The sequence below is a fragment of the Rhizobium hidalgonense genome (assembly GCF_002914525.1).
Lineage (GTDB): Bacteria > Pseudomonadota > Alphaproteobacteria > Rhizobiales > Rhizobiaceae > Rhizobium > Rhizobium hidalgonense.
The window spans coordinates 26,434-44,313 of sequence record NZ_LODW01000104.1 but is presented as its reverse complement, the minus strand read 5'-3'; the positions used below and the strand labels follow the sequence as shown (position 1 = coordinate 44,313).

Below are 17,880 nucleotides of genomic sequence, written 5' to 3'. Positions count from 1 at the left end.
CCCAAACCATCGGTGTCCCCAACCCTATCGCTGTCACGGCATTGGCGCATCGATGATGCATATCGCGCCCGACGGCTCGTAGGTAACGCTGACTGTGCCGCTAAGTTCCTGGGCCAAGGCACGTTCGATCAGACGGGATCCGAAACCCTTGCGCGTCGGAATGTTCACGGGAGGCCCGCCATTCTCTGACCAGGTGAAATTCAGGCGGCGGTCGTCACCCTCTCCGACGAGCCGCCAGATGATGGCGACTTGGCCTGCATCACTGGAGAGCGCTCCGTATTTCGCGGCGTTGGTGCACAATTCATGCAGAGCCATCGACATTGCCAGCGCCGAGCTCGGTCCCAGCCGAACATGCGGACCCTCGATGCGGAAGCGATTTTCTCCCCCCGCATGCGGATTGACCGTGTCGGTGACGATATTGACAAGATCGGCGCCGTCCCAGCTTTCTCGGGTCAGCACGTCGTGCGCTTTAGCCAGGTTGACCAATCGCGAACCGAAGGCATTGCGCGCTTCCTCCACCGTCGAAGCCTGGCTTAGGGTCTGGCTGGCGATCGACTGGATCACCGCCAATGTATTTTTCACACGATGATTGAGTTCGGCGATGAGGATTTCCCGATGCCGCGCCGCGCGCTTGCGATCGGTGACGTCTTCGATCCCCACCAGGATCAACTCGTCCCGACCCCGCTGCTGCGGCAGCCGGCTTGCGGTGAGCAGCATGGATTTGTGTCCACTCAGGCGGAAATCCTGTTCGATCTCGAAATTGTGGATTTCGTCGCCGGCAGAGACGACCTTGTCCAGAAGCGAGCGAAGCGGAGGATTATTCCATTCGCCGCTCCCCAGTTCAAAGATCAAACGTCCCTTCGGCTCTTCCTCGAACACAGCGAAGAGTTCGCGGAAAGCTATATTGGCTGTCTGGACACGCAGATCGCGGTTGAGCACCAGCAATGGATGCTGGACGGTTCGAACGATGGTTTCCGCAAATATGCGGGCGTCGTTGATCGCGTCGGCGTCGCGTTTTCGGTCGGTGATATTGTGGAATGTGATCACGACACCCGCAATGCGATTGTCCTGTGTGCGATAGGGCAGCATCCGTCGCAAATACCAGCGGTCGGAGCTTGGTACTTCGACCTCGATGGCCTCAGTTTCTTCAGGACGGTCTCGGCGTCGCGCAGGAGATTCTCATCGAAGAACTTCTGCGCGAAAGCGGAAATCGGCCGCCCGACATCGGATGGCGCAAGATCGAACAGGTCCTTGATGGCAGGGGCGAACCAGCGAATGCGAAACGTCTCGTCGAGGAACAGGGTCGCCGTTTCCGATCCGGTCAGGAGATTGTGAAGGTCGTTGGTCGTACTTTCCAGCTCACCGATCTTGTACTGAAGCTGGCTGTTGACGGTATTCAGTTCCTCGTTGAAGGACTGCAGCTCCTCCTTCGAAGTCTCGAGTTCCTCGTTGGTCGATTGAAGCTCCTCGTTCATCGAGATCGCTTCCTCGTTCGAGGCCTTCAATTCCTCGTTGGTGGTTTCCTGATGTTCGATGGTGTTCTGCAACTCGGCGCGCGTGGCCTTCAATTCTTCCAGCAAAGCGCGTTCGCCCGCCGAGGCGTCTTCGGCGGCCTCGCCGACAGGCATCCTTGTGTGATCGAGCTGCGGCAAGGCTGGGACAAAACTGACGAGAAGGAACGGGCCGCTCTGGGCAGCACTCGGCACCGGTGTCACCGTCATCGTGACGGAAAGGCCGACCTTGTCTTCGCGCATCAAGGCATCGACAGTGACGCTCCTGTTCTCTCTGGATGCTTGTCGGATCGCGGCGCGAAGTGTGGGGGCCAGCCCATCACGCGCCATCAAAAGCAAATCCCGGGTCGGTTCCCCTGACGGATGCTCCAGATATTCCCTGGTCGTTCCGTGGAAATACAATACGCGCGCCTTCTCGTCGATCAGCACCGATGCAGGGGCGAAGCGATCGAGCAGCGCACGTCGGGCCAGTTCCGCAGCCGGCAGATTAGGCTCAGGGGGCGGTGTCGATTTATCCATCGGCAATAGTCCAGTTGATAGGCGCGTCGGCGGATGATCGATGAGATGATGCCGTCCTGCGCCGAGTTTCCGGTAGATCCGCCATTTCTTCGACTCGGTTTCGAATAACTCCTCATGCCGGCCAATCGTTTCGGCATTGCCCAGAAAAAGATGTCCGCCGGGACGCAGGGCAAAATGACATAGAGTGATGATCCGCTGCTGCGATTCGGCATCCAGATAGATCAGCACATTGCGGCAGGTTACCAGGTCCAGCCGGGAGAAGGGGGGATCGCGCAGCAGGTTCTGTGCCGCGAACACGACCATGTCTCGAAGCTCCTTGCTGACCTGGAACATACTGTCGTGTTTTTCGAAGAAGCGTTTCAGGCGCGCCGCAGGGAAAGCAGACATGGCGGCCGCCGGATAACTGCCCTCCCGCGCCTTTCGAAGATTTTCTTCCTGGGCATCGGTGGCGAACACCTTGAGTTGGAACCGCTTTCCAGCCGCTTCAGCCAGTTCCGTCACCAGCATGGCAATGGTATAGGCTTCCTCGCCGGTGGAGCAGGCAGGCGTCCAGACACGGATTGCCGCGCCGGTCTCACGCTGCTCGACAATGGGGGCGATCACCAGTTCAGCCAAAGCCTTCCATGCCTCGGCATCCCGGAAGAATCCGGTCACGTTGATCATCAGGTCGCCAGCCAGCGTCGTGAGCTCATGCGGATTGGTCCTGAGGTCGTCGACATAGGCATCCAGAGTATCGATATTTCTCAGTCCAAGACGACGATGGACACGCCGCCCGAGCGTCGAGTGCTTGTAGCCCCGGAAATCGTAACCGCCGCGAGCCCGCAAAAGATCCAGCACATTGCCCAGCGTTGCCGGGCTCTCGGACGAGCTGACGTCGATGGCCGCGGGATGCACGATGTAGCCATGTTTTACGAAGGCAAGCAGAGCCTCCGGCATTTTTTCCGGAGGCAGGACGTGGTCGGCCATGCCGGCCAGAATGGCGCTCCTCGGCATGCCGTCGAATTCTGCGGTCTCGGGCGCCTGCACCAGGCTCATGCCGCCCTCGGCTCGGATGTCCCTGAGGCCTTCCGTACCGTTGCTTCCGGTTCCCGAAAGGACGACGGCAATCGCTCGCTCGCCCCGATCGCGCGCAAGTGAACTGAACAGCACATCAACCGGGTGGCCGTGTGATGCGGAAGGTTTGGCCATGTGCAGCGCTCCGTCTCGGACGCTCAAATCGGAACCGGGAGCGATGACGTAAACATGGCCTGGCGCGATCGTCGTTCCGTCGGTGATCTGGGCAACCGGCATGGCGGTGTGGGCGCTCAATATGCGCGCGAGTTCGCTCTCGCGCACCGGATCAAGGTGCAGCACAACCACAAAGGCGCAGCCGTTGTCATCGGGCATTGCGTCAAAGAACCGGCTGAGCGCCGAAATGCCGCCTGCCGATGCGCCGATGCCGATAATCGGAAGCGCCGATATGTCGTCGCTTTGGATATCGGCCTTGCCGTCGCTCTTTCTCAATGAGTCGCTAGGCTTCGTTTTCGGCTGGTGATCCGTGCTTACATGCTTCCCAGATTGTTCTTCGTCCATAGCGCACCTCCCGACCCGAAAACACGCTTTATATGGCGGTTGGCCCACTGCTTTAGATTTCACGAGAGTCCGCAGCCCGACGCAGCCGGATTTACTTCCGTACCCACAACCTTACCCGCGATCTTTCCCTACGGCTACAAGCGAAAGCTCCGGCGAGCTATTCCTTTCCTGCCCCGCCGTTCGCGGCGTCGGCGAGCAGGGCACGGTCGTCGCCCCCCATTTGGCTGTTGACCAGGCCGCCGGAGGCAGGATCCCCGACGACGCAGCGCCTTTTAAAAATCCTGAACGAATTCACACGCCAGCAAGGTTTTGCCAGGCAACGCATCTCCCTGGCGAGCGACGATCGAGACCTTTCCGGGGCCGGCAAGTCCAGGTTCGGGCTGCTGATCTGCCGGAAGCGCGCGCGAATAGCCTTTGGTGGATGTTCCGAGTAGGTCCGAGGTCTCCGGCTTCAAGCCGTATTTTGCCGCCAGATCGTCAGCGCGTTGGCCCTCGACCAGAATTCCGACGGCGTTGCTGGCAAAGAATACCTCGGTCGATTTGAAGCCGTCGCGGCCTATCTCACTCGGCAGCTTGTAGATCGCCGCACCGAGCGAAGAGGTGTCCGGCTTGGCCAGAGCTTCCGCGGCATCATAGATCTCCGTCGCCGAAGTCATCGTATAGGGCGGCTTGCACAGGGCCGCGTCAAAGAACTTTGCATTCGCCGAAGCCGCCATAAGGTTTTCGGCCTGGAAAATCTGAAGAGCGGCGCAGAGCGAGAAGGCAGCGGCGCGAAGGAATTTGGCGTTGTGCATGAAATATTCCCGAGAATGGCTGTAGCGGGTCGCATTCCTTTGCGAGTGCCAGATGCTTACGGGATTCGAAATGGCATTGCCACCTTGAGTTTAATTTTTGGCCTTCTCCAAAGGGCCGCCGGATGTTTAATTGAGGTTCGACGGCAGGCCCGGGGAAAACCTTGCCGCCGAAGCTTGATCGCAAGCAGCTCGGCCCATTGCCATGTGGGCACTTGTCTTCGATGCGGCCCATGCTGTGATGGGCGGCTTCGCCTGTCGAGACGGAGATTGACGCAGTGTCCTTACGACGGCAGGAGAGCCATGATCGCAGCCTATATCGACGAAATCATCATGTTTTGCGCCGGCCTGTGGATGACATCGGTGGGCTTTGGTTATCTGCCGATGCCAGGCTATTCGGCCACCCCGCCGTTGGTTCGCCATTTCAAATGGATGGGTCCGATGCTGCTTGTCATCGCCATCATTCTGGCCGCCGCCTCATAGGCTGACCGTCTTCGGAAGGGCAGGGACTCACCCCGGAGTGAACCGATGAACGATATCTTGGCCTGCCCCTCGTGCGGATTGGACAAAACAGAGGCGATCGTCCACCGCGGCTCGTACATTCTGCGATGCGCCGCCTGCGGCGAAGCGATCGTCGCGACGTCCTTCATGGCGATCTCCGACTTGGAACATCAGTTTTCAGCCTTTGCCGATCCGGGTCCCGGGAAACGCCCTCGGCCGGAGACGCTCATTGCGCGCGGGCCGCTGCGGCAAATCTCACCGGCAATCAGCGACGCGGCGGGTGAGGGAATGCTGATCCTTCTGATCCCTGAAGGCGCACCATAGCTTTTCTCTTTATGTCTGTTGGCATCCCATACCGCTATGCATCAGTCGAGCGACAGCCGGGCTGCACACCAGTGCCATACCGCATCGACGGCCCTTCGCGGCGATGACGAACGTTTGCGGATCAGGAAATAGTCGGGTTCGATCGTCGTTGTCGCATCCGTCACCTGCACCAGCCGCCCGGCCTCGATATCCGCCGCCACGAAAGCCCGGCATGCCAAGGCGACGCCCTGGCCGGCGAGTGCCGCATCCAGCGCCAGCGTCGTGTGGTTGAACACCGCACCCGGCAGCTTCTCGCGTGATTGCAGGACGAGCGGCCAGGGGCTGACTGTGTCGTGCAGCAGCGGCAGTGTGCGAAGTGCCGCGGCCGTCAGCGGAAGCGCCAAGCCCTTGACCAAATGGGGACTGGCGACGGCGACGAGTTCCTGGCGAAACAGCAGCCTTGCCTCCAGGGAGGCCGGAAACGGCCGGCGGGTCAGCCGCACGGCAATGTCCACCTGATCGCGATCGAAATCGGACAGCGCCTCGGTGGCGACCGTTCGCAGTTCAACGTCGGGAAGGGCCGCCTTGAACTCGGCAAGGCGCGGGATCAGCAGCTTGGCGGCGACAGTCGGGGTGACGCTGATCGTCACGGCGTCCGGCCGTGCGAGAAGCCGTCCGGTCGCCTCACCGAGCGTATCGAAGGCGCGGCTCACATCGGAAAGATAGGCAGCGCCCTGCGGGGTCAGGGCCAGGCCGCGCGGGAGGCGCTGAAACAACATCAGGCCGAGTTGATCTTCCAAGGCGCGCACCTGCTGCGCCACCGCCCCCTGCGACACCCCTAGCTCCTCGGCGGCGGCGCGGAAATTCAACCGGCGGCCCGAGACCTCGAAGGCGCGAAGGGCGTTCAGCGGCGGCAGCGTGCGGCGAGGTTGGATCATTGGTTTTTCCCGGGAGGCAATCCAGTAGATTTTCTACAGTCTGACACGTTTCTTTCTGGCGCGAAAGTCGATGCGGTCTCTGGCATACTGCTGCACAATTCAACGATTGGAGGCTCCAATGCCGAACGAAAAAGTCGCTCTCATCACCGCAGGCGGTTCCGGCATGGGTGCTGCCGCTGCCAGGAAACTGGCTGCCGACGGCTATCACATTGCGGTGCTCTCCTCGTCGGGCAAGGGCGAAGCGCTCGCCAGGGAATTGGGCGGTGTCGGCGTCACTGGCTCGAACCTGGTGAACGATGATGTCAAGCGGCTCGTCGATCTGGCGATGGAGAAATGGGGGCGGATCGACGCACTGGTCAACTCAGCCGGCCACGGTCCGCGCGCGCCGATCCTCGAAATATCCGACGAGGACTGGCACAAGGGTTTGGAGGTCTATTTCCTCAGCGCCGTGCGGCCGATCCGGCTGGTCGCGCCGATCATGGAAGCGCAGGGCGGCGGCGCCATCGTCAATATCTCGACGGCATGGGCCTTCGAGCCGTCGCCGATGTTCCCAACTTCGGCGTTTGCCAGGGCGGGGCTCGCGACCTTCACCAAGATCTTCGCCGATACTTATGCGGCCAAGAACATCCGCATGAACAACGTCCTGCCCGGCTGGATCGACAGCCTGCCCGCCACCGACGAACGGCGTGACAGCGTGCCGATGGGCCGCTACGGCACGGCCGAGGAAATCGCGGCGACGGTTGCCTTCCTGCTCTCCGAGGGCGCCGGCTATATCACCGGCCAGAACATCCGCGTCGATGGCGGCATTACCCGCTCGATCTGAGCCGCGCCATGGAGATGGAGCATGGAGGCGCGCCGCTGACCCTCGCTGATATCGATGCATCGACATGGCGAGAGCTGGAAGCGGCGGCGGCAAACCCGCAGTCGGGTTTCCGGTTCTTGAACCTCTGCTCCGTCGACGCCGAGGCGAGGCCACAGGCGCGCATGGTGGTGCTGCGGCGTGCTGACCGGTCTTTGCGGCTGCTGGAATTTCACACCGACATGCGCAGCCCGAAATGGCAGGAGCTTTCGGCAAATCCGCATGCCACGATCCTCGGCTTCTGGCCGCAGACGCAATTGCAGTTTCGGCTTCAGGGCACGGTCGAACGCCATGCCGCCGGCGGCGACCAAGCCGACGCCGCCTGGGGCAAGCTCTCAACTTGGACACGGATGACCTATGCCGGCGGTCCGCCCGGCGACGAGCGTGGCTTTGACACGATCGATGAGGCGGCTCTATCCCGTCCCGTGGATGAGGCCGAGGGAAAGCCGCATTTCGGCCTGTTGATCTTTCGCGTCCGGACGCTGGACTGGTTCCAGTTACGCCGGCAGGGCAATCGCAGAGCGCTGCTGACCTATGACGAGACGGGCGCTCTTGCCGCCAGCCGATGGGTCAATCCATGACAGGGATCGGCGGCCCTCACGGGCGCAGCCGCACGACAATTGAAGCGCCGGGAATCCGCAACTGTTGGCAAACGCCTCCGCTCCAGTCTCCGCCCCAAGATAGCGAAGCGAAAAACTATTGAGCGGTTGGCTAGTTGCCTTCCAACATCTCTTTCCGCTCCTCCGCTGCGCTCGAAGCTGTCACATAGCCACTGCAAAGGAGAAATGAGCACTCGTCCGGATCGCCTATTTGCCATCCTGGCCAGCAGAGCGCGACGCGACGGAATTTGGCGTTGCAGAGTCCGTGAGTTGCCAGCGCGCGCGGATCATGCCCGAAATAAACGGCTTTGTCGCGAGTCCATTCAGGCACGGCTTGCCAATCGGCGTCGCCGCCCTTATCGCTCAACTAACCGACTTGGCAGGACTTCCAATTCGATATCACGATCGGCTGATCGCAAGGGAAGGCCTGCACGGCGCTTGCGAAAAAGACGGATAACAATACCAGCAATCGCTTGCCGTAAACCACCACGCTCACCTTCCCTCGATCGACCATTCGCATCGTGCTCCCACCCCTGAGATTCAGCACTCTGATCCGAGCAGACGCAATCGGAGAATATAAGATCCAAACTAAGAATATTTTCCTAGGTCATGGATCGCTCTTGCGCTAGCGTGTGCGCAATTGCAACCATGGAATGTCGGATGTCGAGCAAATTTTTCTCTACCGGCGAGGTCCTCGCCCAGGCGGGCCCAGGCCGTCGCCTGTTTTGCGAACAGAATTGCCGGTCGCGCAGCACAGGCAGATTGCCGAAGGGTCGGCCGGCAACAGGGGCGAGGGGCTGATGGTGGAATTCAACCCTCGTGACAAGAGCCGAACCAATGCCGGAAAGACGCGGGCGATGGTGCGCAAGCATACCGCCCCGCCGAGCGGGAGCGATGACGGCAGCCATCGCTGGCAGTGGCTGACGATCCAGCTGCTGGAATCGCCCGCTTTCACGACATTGAGCGCCAATGCCTGCCGGGCTTTCTTCCGCATCGTCATCGAACACACCGCCCACGCAGCACTCGAGAACGGCAAGCTGGTCGTGACCCATCCGCAATTCGTGTCCTACGGCGTCACCGGCGAATATGTCGCCGATGCACTGGACGAGCTGGAATATAAGGGGCTCATCAAGGTGCGCCGCGGCCGGGCCGGCAGCGGGGTCGCGCATCCCAACCGGTTCACGCTGACATTTGTCGGCGATTTTGAAGGTGCGCCGGCCACCGATGAGTGGATGCGGTGCACGGCCGAAAACTGCCGCAAATGGTCCGAGACCGATCGTAAGCTTGCCGCCGACAAACGCGGACGCCTCGGCCGGAAGAAAAAAACCTCACTTCGGAATCCCGAAATACTGCCGCTTCGGGATTCCGAAATCCGCCGCGCTTCCTGAGGGGTGAGTCCGGGAGAATATTGAAGCATTTCAATGCCACAGCCAATTTCGGGATTCCGAACTGCTATATAGAGTTTGGTGGGAGTTGGCTACGAAGGCACTTTGCCACGATCAGAAACTCCGTCTCCCGCCCGCCGATCCTTCCGGCCGAAGTCGTGCGGAGCAGCAGGCCGAAAGCCTCGTAAAGCCAATAAAGTGGCGGAATTCGGCTCTTGAGCGCATGCACCTGGGTCGACACATACTCGCCGACGAAGACGATATCCATGCCGAGTTCCTTCAGCGTCCCGGCAATCTCCGAATGGGACGCCTCTGCGGCATGCTCGACGCGAAAGGGGGCATAGCCCGGTTTGCCGGCATTTTTCTGCCTGAGGACATAGCGATAGAACAACACGTGGCTCCACCAGGGCGTGAGGTCGGTGAAGATCCCTTTGGCCGAGCTGAGGATTGGACCCTTGACGAACACCAGGCCACCGGGAGACAGGGTGTCATGGGCTCTCAACAGGGCGGCGCGCGGGCTTTCCAGGTGTTCGAGAACGTCCCAGAAGACACAGGCGTCGAAGCGGCGATCGCCGTAGTCTATGGTTTGAGCATCGCCGAGGATGCGCTCGGCGGCGTCCCTGTTCTTCTCGAGCTGTTCCTTCGAGATGTCGAGCACCGTATATCGCGCGCCTTGCAATGGGATATGGGTGCGAGAGCCGCCGCCAACTTCAAGGATATCGGTGTTGATTTTGCTTGAAAACGCCGATTGCGCATGCGACAGCGCGTCGTTTACCCACGGCGAAGCCATAATCTTCCTCCCCCCGGATAGATTAGTGTCTACGACTATAAGTAAGCATTAATATAATATTTAAGCAATATTGAAACACCCAAAGTCGGTTTGCCTAGTTTCGCGCAACCTTGCTGATGTACCCGCTGCTCTGATGATCTCAGAGGCGCTTCGGCCGGAGGAATGCATGATGGCGGGAATTTTTCGGGCTCTGGCAGTCCTGGCGGTGATGACGGCGCTGGCCGGCTGCATCGACCACGCCAATGATCCGGTGCTGCTGGCGATCGGCGTGCCGGTCAATCCGCCTGCTGTTGCGCACAGCCTCTGCATGACCGACGGCAACGCCATGTATCGCGAGGCGAGGAACCAGTATCATCTGCGTGCCCAGCTGACCGGCTATGTTGATGCCGATGAGTTGGAGGCGGAAACGACGGCGCGCGCCGCTGCCCATCGGCAATATGTCGCCTGCCTCTCCGGCCAAGGCTACCGGACATTATACGCCTATTGAGACCAGAGAATTCACGTTTCTGCCCCAGCGCCGTTTAGCCCGTCTGCCGATCGCGACTTTTCACGTTTTTTGCCGATTTAGTCACGCCGGATCGCTTGCAATCACAAGTTCCGGAAGTTGCATGTGAGCCCGGAACTCGGGCCTCGGGAAAGGTATTTTCTTCACGTAAATCCACGAAGAAGGGTTTATCATGAAGATGTTCAGACTTGCCCCTTCCACCACAGCACTCAGCGCTTTCCTCGCCCTGGCGTCAACTGCTCCAGCGCTGGCGGCCCCCGTCCAGACGGTTCAGCCGCCCGATCTCCTGGCGGTGAAAATGGAGCAATATAAATCACATGCCGGATCCTGGCATGGTTATCAGGGCTTTCGCACCGAGCGCCCCGGCACCCGCCGCCATTCCGACGGCTACTGGTATCCGCTTGCCGCCTTCGGCGTCGAATCCGGTGTCACCGGCTCCATCGTCCGCCAGCCGGTGAACAGACCGGCAGCCCCGGAAATGTGCAACCCTACGTTTTCCGGATCGATCGGTCCCGGCAGCATGCCCTGCGATAACGGCCATTGAGCCGGCAAATGAAAAGGCGGCGATGAGCCGCCTTTTTCTCGTTCGGGGTCCTCGCTCACATGTCCGTGATCCCTTCTTTGACACCGTGGTTTGTGACAGATCGTCTTCCTAACTCGGGGGCGTAAATTCCCCTGAATCCTCCCCAGGAGACGATCATGACCACCAGTTTTAAGGCCGGCCTGATGGCTGCAGCGCTCGGTGCGACCCTCGGCCTCTCGGCCCTTTCAGCCGCGGCCGCTCCCCTCCAGTCGAGCGCGACAGAGCAGGGCGCGACCGCACGCCCGGTTGCCCAGGAAACCAAGCTTGAGCACGACAGGCGCACCACCGGTTCGATCGGCGAGCGCGGAAAGCACGGGCTCGACCCACTATATGATAAACCCTCAGAAACCTCTCAACATGGATTGCAAGCTCGGCTTCAACCCGACGAGCAGCTCCAGCTGCAATTACTGACGAGGCGCTCGGCCATTCGCAATCGCGAGCGGCCGTGCCGCGCAAGTACAAGGTGACGCCGGCTTTCGATATGAAAATCGTGGGAAACGCCTGTTCAGGCTTGTGATTGACGCGTATGCCTTGGAATTGCCACGCTCGCCGCGATGGTCGTTTTCATAATCAATCGAATTTCAGACAGGTGGGATAATCATGACTGCAAAGGCTGCATGCGCCGATTTCCTGCATTTTTTCCGCTCCTGGATTAGCAACCCGCTTCGGGTCGCCGCCATCGCGCCCTCGGGCGATTCGCTCGCCAGGATAATGACCAGTGAAATTGCCGCACTCGACGGGCCGATCATCGAGCTCGGTCCCGGTACCGGCGTCTTCACCCGGGCGCTGCTGGCGCGCGGCGTCAGCGAGGCGGATCTGACTCTGATCGAATACGGTCCGGAGTTCATCACCGCGCTGCAGGCGCGTTTCCCCACCGCGCGCGTGTTGCAGATGGATGCGGCGCAGCTCGCCCAGGCCGATATTTTCGAGGGCGAACCGGTCGGCGCGGTTGTCAGCGGCCTGCCGCTTCTGTCGATGTCGCCGCGCAAGATCGCCTCGATCCTGGCCGGCGCCTTCACCTATATCAGGCCGGGCGGCGCCGTCTATCAATTCACCTATGGTCCGCGCTGCCCGGTGCCCCGGCCGATCCTCGATCGCCTCGGCCTGGAGGCGGTGCGCATCGGCGGCACGGTGCGCAACCTGCCGCCGGCCTCCGTCTACCGGATTTCGCGCCGTGAGCCACTGGAATTGTCGCGCGAGCGCTTCAACTATCGTGAGAGCGATCCCGAACTCGACGCTATCGCCGCCTTCTCAAACGAGACCGGCGGCTGAACGATGACGCCGCGCCGGAAGGGCTGAGAACAGGCGGAAGCAAGAGGCGGAAGGCCGGCAGATGGGTCCTCGGTCGCGGTGGCGATCACCGCAACCGTCATCGCCGCTGTCGCCGAACGTGGCCTGGCGCTTGGTGACCTCATCCATCGCTCGCCGGCGCTGAACGCCCGCGACCGGCTGAAATGTGCCAGGCTCGAACCGGCGGCACCTCGCCGCTCCACCGACTTTGACCAATTTCATTGACCAGGAGAGAAAAGATCATGTCCAGTCACAACGCAGCCAAGTCAGGCACCTTTAAGATCGGCGGCGAGATAGAGGTCAACCGCCTCGGTTTCGGCGCCATGCGCGTCACCGGCAAAGGCATCTGGGGCGAGCCCGACGATCATGCCGAATCCATCCGCACGCTGAAGCGGCTGCCGGATCTCGGCGTCAACTTCATCGATACCGCCGACTCCTATGGCCCCGATGTCTCCGAATGGCTGATCAAGGAGGCGCTGCATCCCTATGGCGGCAAGTCGATCGTCGCCACCAAGGGCGGCCTGACCCGCCACGGCCCGGATATCTGGATGCCCGTCGGTCGGCCGGAATATCTGATCCAGCAGGTACATAAGAGCCTGCGCAATCTCGGCCTCGAGCAGATCGATCTCTGGCAGCTGCACCGCATCGATTCGAAGGTGCCGGCCAAGGAGCAGTTCGATGCGATCAAATCGCTGCTCGACGGCGGTCTGATCCGCCATGCCGGCTTGAGCGAAGTGTCGGTTGCCGACATCGAGGCGGCGTCGAAGCACTTCAAGGTGGCGACCGTCCAGAACCGCTACAATCTCGTCGACCGCACCAGCGAGGACGTGCTCGATTATTGCACCAAGCACAATATCGGCTTCATCCCCTGGTATCCGCTGGCCGCCGGCGACCTCGCCAAGTCAGGCTCGCTGCTCGATACCATCGCCAAAAAGCACAATGCCGTCCCGAGCCAGATCGCGCTCGCCTGGGTGCTGAAACGCAGCCCGGTCATGCTGCCGATCCCCGGCACATCCAAGGTCAAACACCTCGAGGAAAACGTCGCGGCAGTGGACATTGCACTGTCGGACGAGGAATTCTCGGCGCTGGATGCCGAAGGCCGGAAGGTCTTCAAGGCCGCGTGAGGGGCGAGGCAAGCTTTCGGCTGCTGCAGCCTTTGTGCCGCATGGCTGCCCCTCACCCTGACCCTCTCCCCGTAAAAACGGGGAGAGGGACGTGCCCTGTGAGGTGGCGGGGAACGGAGACGACGCGGCATGTCCCTTCGCCCCGTTTATGGGGAGAAAATGGCGGCAGCCGGATGAGGTGCCGCCGCTGCCGGATCTTTCATCAATATTTTGACCGTCCGGTCAAAGATGCCGCAAAATGAGGCGTCGCCCTGTCATTTTGTGGGCAAGCGTTGCATCCAGTGCATTGCTGCATTGCGGTATTTTCGCTATTCCCGATCAGATGAATGGGGTACATATATCTCCGTAAGCAGCGCACTCCTCCTCCCAGCGCTCTTACATCGGACTGACAACACTCCTCCTCCCAGTTGTCAGTCAGGATCAAGAGCCTGGCGCACCTCCTCCCGCGCCAGGCTCTTTTCTTTTGTCCACCCAGGTACTCCACCGCACGCAAATTTGACTCGGCAAGCCTCGTTGGCCTATTTGAACGGGCGCCGCCTGTCCGGTGCGCGCACCGGTTGGAGTTTAGAGCCTTTCCGGGCTAGATTGCAGCATTCTGTTGGCTCAAACGGAGTCGGATGGTCGACCGGCCGGCGCGCGTCGTAGCCCGGCTCTACGGCCAAGCCGGTCGGTCGATCAGCCGGCCCGTTTCAGCCAACCCGAAGGGCCGGGCATCTTTCCGCCAGGATCAAAGGCAATCGGCTCGGACGTACCAAAGGGTATGCCCTTCGCCAATCGCCTTTGCCCTGACGAAAACCTGCTCCGGCAGAATGCTTCAATCTAACCCGGAAAGGCTCTCTCATGATCGGCAAATGGCGCGGCTCGCGGGCGGCTCTGACAGGTCTGCTGCTGGCGGCGATGGCGCTCGCCGGCTGCGGCGGCAGGCCGGTCGGCGTCATGCAGGCGGCCGGCACCGTGCCGCCGGGCACGTCGAAGGTCGATCTGCTGGTGGCAACGACGCGCGCTGCCGACGACAATCCCGCCGTGCTTTTCTCCGGGGAACGCGGCACCGGCTTGACCGTCAATGCCGTCGATATCTCGATCCCGCCGGAGGCCAACCGCAAGGTCGGACAGGTGCAATGGCCGAAGCGGCTGCCGGCCGATCCCTTGCGCGATTTCGTCACCGTATCCGTCGATCCGCTGGAAGGCGAGGGGGCGGGCGAGACCTGGCTGAAAGGCCATATGCCGAAGAGCCGCCGCGTGCTGGTCTTCGTGCACGGCTTCAACAATCGTTATGAGGATGCCGTCTACCGCTTCGCCCAGATCGTCCATGATTCGCATGCCGATGTCGCACCCGTCGTCTTCACCTGGCCGTCGCGCGCCAGCATCTTCGATTATAATTACGACAAGGAAAGCACCAACTATTCCCGCGATGCGCTGGAAGAGCTGCTGACCCGCACCGCCGCCAATCCAGCCGTCAGCGACGTCACCGTCATGGCCCATTCGATGGGCACGTGGCTCACCGTCGAAGCGCTCCGGCAGATGGCGATCCGCAATGGTCATGTCGCCTCGAAGATCAACAATGTCATCCTCGCCTCGCCGGATCTCGATGTCGACGTCTTCGGCCGCCAGTTCATGAGCCTCGGCAAGGACAAGCCGCATTTCACCATCTTCGTCTCCAGGGATGATCGGGCTCTGGCTTTGTCGCGGCGCATCTCCGGCAATGTCGATCGCCTCGGCCAGATCGATCCTTCCGTCGAACCCTATCGCAGCAAGCTCGAGGCGGCCGGCATCACTGTGCTCGATCTCACCAAGCTCAAGGGCGGCGACCGGTTGAACCACGGCAAATTCGCCGAAAGCCCCGAAGTGGTGAAGCTGATCGGCGATCGGCTGATTGCCGGCCAGACGATCACCGATTCCAATGTTGGCCTCGGCGAAGCCGTCGGCGCGGTGGCGATGGGGGCTGCCCAGACCGCCGGAAGTGCGGTCAGCGTCGCCGTCAGTACGCCGATCGCGATCTTCGATCCGCGCACCCGGCGCAACTACGATGCCCAGCTGAAGCGTCTCGGCCAGTCGATGGACAATACTGTCGGTTCGGTCGGCGACAGCGTCGGTGCCGGCCTGCCGGCAAGCCAGTAAAAATCTCATAGGCATCGCCGCCGATCTGATATATCAGGTTGACGAACGGCAATCTTGTCTGCCGTGTGGGTGGTTTGACAACATGGCGGATGAGACGAAAAAGCGGGTGGTTGTCGTCGGCGCGGGCGTGATCGGCGCCTCGATCGCCTTCGAATTGCAGCGGCGTGGCCTGCAAGTGACGCTGGTCGACAAGGGTGAGCCGGGGCGCGGCACGTCTTACGGTAATATGGCGAGCATCGCGCTCGATTTTGTCGCCGGCTCCGGCCCTTCGACCTGGAAGAAAATGCCCGGCTGGCTGCTCGATCCCGAAGGCCCGGTCTGGCTGCGGCCCTCCTATGCGGCAAAAATGCTGCCCTGGTTCCTGCGCTTTCTTGCGGCCGGCCGCCCGTCGCGGCTTCGAGCGATCGAGGACGCCGGCATGAACCTGTCGCAGCGGGCGCTCGGCGATTTCAGGGAGATGCTCCAGGCGATCGGGGCGTCCGAGCTGATGACCGAGGAGGGGTGCCTGGCGATCTACGAGACCGAGGCGGAATTTGCCGCCGACCGCGGCCATCTCGCCATGATGCAGCGCTATGGCCTCGAATTCGAGGTCTTGAGCAATGGCGCCATCCAATATTATGAGCCGGCCCTTTCGCCTTCGATTGCCAAGGCCGTGCTGCTCCCCGACAACAAGTCGATCCGCGATCCCTATCAGCTGGTGGTCAAACTCGCCGACGCCGCGAAAGCCGCAGGCGCCGCCTTCGTCTCCGGCTCTGTGAGGAACATCGAGCGCAAGGGCGATGGCACCGCCGTCGTTCTCCTAGAGGACGGCAGCCGGATCGAGGCGGATTCGGTGGTGCTCGCCGCCGGCGTCCACACCCGTTTCCTTGCCGCCAAGCTCGGCGAGCCGATCCCGCTGGAAACCGAGCGCGGCTATCACACGCAGATCATGAAACCCGGCATCTCCATGCGCTATTCGATGATCTGGCCGGCGCGCGCCTTCATGGTGACGCCGACGGCGGGTGGCATCCGCGTCGGCGGCAATGTCGAACTCGCCGGACTTGACGCCGCCCCCGATTTCCGCCGCCCGCGGGTGCTCGTGCGCCATGCCCAGCGGGCGCTGCCGGGTCTCAAAGTCGAGGAGGCGACGGACTGGATGGGCCATCGCCCGGCGCTGCCCGATACGATCCCGATCATTTCGCCGTCGTCGAAGATGCCGGGGGTTTTTTATGCGACCGGCCATGGCCATCTCGGCCTGACCTACGCGGCAACGACAGCGCGGCTGATCGGCGATATGGTGAGCGGCACTAAGCCGCCGGTCGACATGACCCCGTTCCGCATAGACCGATACTGATTTAGAGCAATTCCAGGAAAAGTGTTTTGCCGGGAATTGCGTTAAAACAAAAAGTTACAACCGCATCGACGACGTCACCCGTCCCGTCTGAACCGGAGTTTCGATATGAGATGGAAGCGCACGATCCAGCTGCTGGATGTCCATGCCGAAGGCGAGATCGGCCGCGTTGCGATCGGCGGCGTGCCGAAGATCCCCGGCGACACCATCGCCGCCCAGCTGCATTGGCTGAATACCGATCCGAAGGGCGACGAGCTTCGCCGCTTCCTCTGCCTGGAGCCGCGCGGCGCCCCGATCGGCTCGGTCAATCTGCTGCTGCCGGCACGCCACCCGCAGGCCGACGCCGCCTTCATCATCCTGCAGCCCGACCAGGCGCATGCGAGTTCCGGCTCGAACTCGATCTGCGTGACGACGGCCCTGCTCGAATCCGGTATCGTCGAGATGCAGGAGCCGGAGACGATTGTGACGCTTGAAACCGCGGCCGGCCTCGTCAAGGCGACGGCAACCTGCCGCGACGGGCGCTGCGAGAAGGTGAAGCTCACCATGGTGCCCTCCTTCGTGCATAAGCTCGATGTCGAGATCGACACGCCGCATTGGGGAAGGATCAAGGCCGATCTCTGCTATGGCGGCATCTTCTATGCGCTGGTCGATGTCGGCCAGATCAATCTGAAGATCGAGAAGGCCAATGCCGCCGGCCTCGTCCAGGCGGGCATGATCCTGAAAGAACTGATCAACCGCGACATCAAGGTCGTCCACCCGGAGATCCCGGCAATCTCAGGCGTCGCCTATGTGATGTTCCGCGATACCGAGGCCGACGGCACGGTGCGCACCTGCACCACCATGTGGCCGGGCCGGGCCGACCGCTCGCCCTGCGGCACCGGCAACTCCGCCAATCTCGCCGCGCTGCATGCCCGCGGCAAGGCGAAAGCCGGCGATGTCTTCACCTCGAAATCGATCATCGGCTCCGAGTTCGAGGTCGGCCTGCAGGCCGTGACCGAAGTCGCAGGCCGACCGGCGGTCATCCCCACCATCACCGGCCGCGGCTTCACCTTCGGCCTCACCCAGGTGGCGCTCGACCCCTTCGACCCGCATCCCGGCGGCTTCGCGCTCACTGATGTCTGGGGGCCTTCGGCGGGGGAGATCTGATCTTCAGCGGCATGTT

At 61.6% G+C, this 17,880-nt stretch carries 15 protein-coding genes and 4 pseudogenes; 14 read left to right on the top strand and 5 right to left on the bottom strand.

Going from position 1 to position 17,880, the window contains the following annotated elements; all coding sequences use genetic code 11:
- Positions 1–33 precede the first annotated feature (33 nt).
- Together ATY29_RS30250 and ATY29_RS30245 are read right to left on the bottom strand one after the other, a co-directional pair.
- Positions 34–3,602: pseudogene (locus tag ATY29_RS30250) on the bottom strand (sensor histidine kinase); the annotation flags it as partial.
- Between the two features lie 272 nt (positions 3,603–3,874).
- Positions 3,875–4,396, bottom strand: coding sequence for a hypothetical protein (locus ATY29_RS30245; protein ID WP_097533637.1), 522 nt, complete (start codon positions 4,394–4,396; stop codon positions 3,875–3,877).
- Positions 4,397–4,696: 300 nt separating this feature from the next.
- Here ATY29_RS30245 and ATY29_RS30240 point away from each other — a divergent pair, with 300 nt between their 5' ends.
- Positions 4,697–4,876 (top strand): hypothetical protein, encoded by a 180-nt coding sequence (locus tag ATY29_RS30240; RefSeq protein WP_003570720.1) that lies wholly within the window; start codon positions 4,697–4,699, stop codon positions 4,874–4,876.
- Between the two features lie 45 nt (positions 4,877–4,921).
- Complete coding sequence (locus ATY29_RS30235) at positions 4,922–5,218, top strand: hypothetical protein (protein WP_097533636.1); 297 nt, start codon at positions 4,922–4,924, stop codon at positions 5,216–5,218.
- Positions 5,219–5,259: 41 nt separating this feature from the next.
- On the opposite strand, the gene ATY29_RS30230 is transcribed toward ATY29_RS30235, so the two are convergent.
- Positions 5,260–6,135 (bottom strand): LysR substrate-binding domain-containing protein, encoded by an 876-nt coding sequence (locus ATY29_RS30230; RefSeq protein ID WP_097533635.1) that lies wholly within the window; start codon positions 6,133–6,135, stop codon positions 5,260–5,262.
- Between the two features lie 118 nt (positions 6,136–6,253).
- Between ATY29_RS30230 and ATY29_RS30225 the strand changes: the two genes are divergently transcribed.
- Together ATY29_RS30225 and ATY29_RS30220 are read left to right on the top strand one after the other, a co-directional pair.
- On the top strand, positions 6,254–6,958 hold the full coding sequence (locus tag ATY29_RS30225; RefSeq protein ID WP_097533634.1) for an SDR family oxidoreductase: 705 nt from the start codon (positions 6,254–6,256) through the stop codon (positions 6,956–6,958).
- Positions 6,959–6,993: 35 nt separating this feature from the next.
- Complete coding sequence (locus ATY29_RS30220; protein ID WP_097533823.1) at positions 6,994–7,575, top strand: pyridoxamine 5'-phosphate oxidase family protein; 582 nt, start codon at positions 6,994–6,996, stop codon at positions 7,573–7,575.
- 130 nt (positions 7,576–7,705) lie between these two features.
- Here ATY29_RS30220 and ATY29_RS38050 read toward each other — a convergent pair.
- Positions 7,706–8,113: pseudogene (locus tag ATY29_RS38050) on the bottom strand (hypothetical protein).
- Between the two features lie 280 nt (positions 8,114–8,393).
- Here ATY29_RS38050 and ATY29_RS30210 point away from each other — a divergent pair.
- Positions 8,394–8,981, top strand: coding sequence for a hypothetical protein (locus ATY29_RS30210; protein WP_097533822.1), 588 nt, complete (start codon positions 8,394–8,396; stop codon positions 8,979–8,981).
- Positions 8,982–9,045: 64 nt separating this feature from the next.
- On the opposite strand, the gene ATY29_RS30205 is transcribed toward ATY29_RS30210, so the two are convergent.
- Positions 9,046–9,768 (bottom strand): class I SAM-dependent methyltransferase, encoded by a 723-nt coding sequence (locus tag ATY29_RS30205; protein WP_025415235.1) that lies wholly within the window; start codon positions 9,766–9,768, stop codon positions 9,046–9,048.
- Between the two features lie 166 nt (positions 9,769–9,934).
- Between ATY29_RS30205 and ATY29_RS30200 the strand changes: the two genes are divergently transcribed.
- The 9 genes and pseudogenes from ATY29_RS30200 to ATY29_RS30150 all read left to right on the top strand — a co-directional run bounded on the left by ATY29_RS30200 (position 9,935) and on the right by ATY29_RS30150 (position 17,864).
- Positions 9,935–10,255, top strand: coding sequence for a hypothetical protein (locus ATY29_RS30200; RefSeq protein WP_003570704.1), 321 nt, complete (start codon positions 9,935–9,937; stop codon positions 10,253–10,255).
- 190 nt (positions 10,256–10,445) lie between these two features.
- Entirely contained in the window at positions 10,446–10,817 is a 372-nt protein-coding gene (locus tag ATY29_RS30195) for a hypothetical protein (RefSeq protein WP_025415236.1), read from the top strand.
- A gap of 155 nt (positions 10,818–10,972) precedes the next feature.
- Positions 10,973–11,267: pseudogene (locus ATY29_RS30190) on the top strand (hypothetical protein).
- Positions 11,268–11,456: 189 nt separating this feature from the next.
- Positions 11,457–12,128 carry a class I SAM-dependent methyltransferase gene (locus ATY29_RS30185; RefSeq protein ID WP_097533633.1) on the top strand — a complete coding sequence of 224 codons (672 nt, stop codon included), beginning with the start codon at positions 11,457–11,459 and terminating at the stop codon, positions 12,126–12,128.
- A gap of 39 nt (positions 12,129–12,167) precedes the next feature.
- Positions 12,168–12,326: pseudogene (locus tag ATY29_RS30180) on the top strand (TetR family transcriptional regulator); the annotation flags it as partial.
- 62 nt (positions 12,327–12,388) lie between these two features.
- Positions 12,389–13,270 (top strand): aldo/keto reductase, encoded by an 882-nt coding sequence (locus ATY29_RS30175; RefSeq protein ID WP_025415237.1) that lies wholly within the window; start codon positions 12,389–12,391, stop codon positions 13,268–13,270.
- A gap of 840 nt (positions 13,271–14,110) precedes the next feature.
- A complete protein-coding gene (locus ATY29_RS30160) occupies positions 14,111–15,388 on the top strand; it encodes an alpha/beta hydrolase (protein ID WP_097533632.1) in 1,278 nt (425 codons plus the stop codon).
- Positions 15,389–15,470: 82 nt separating this feature from the next.
- A complete protein-coding gene (locus ATY29_RS30155) occupies positions 15,471–16,721 on the top strand; it encodes an NAD(P)/FAD-dependent oxidoreductase (protein ID WP_097533631.1) in 1,251 nt (416 codons plus the stop codon).
- Positions 16,722–16,826: 105 nt separating this feature from the next.
- Positions 16,827–17,864 (top strand): 4-hydroxyproline epimerase, encoded by a 1,038-nt coding sequence (locus tag ATY29_RS30150; protein WP_097533630.1) that lies wholly within the window; start codon positions 16,827–16,829, stop codon positions 17,862–17,864.
- The last annotated feature ends 16 nt before the right edge of the window (positions 17,865–17,880 follow it).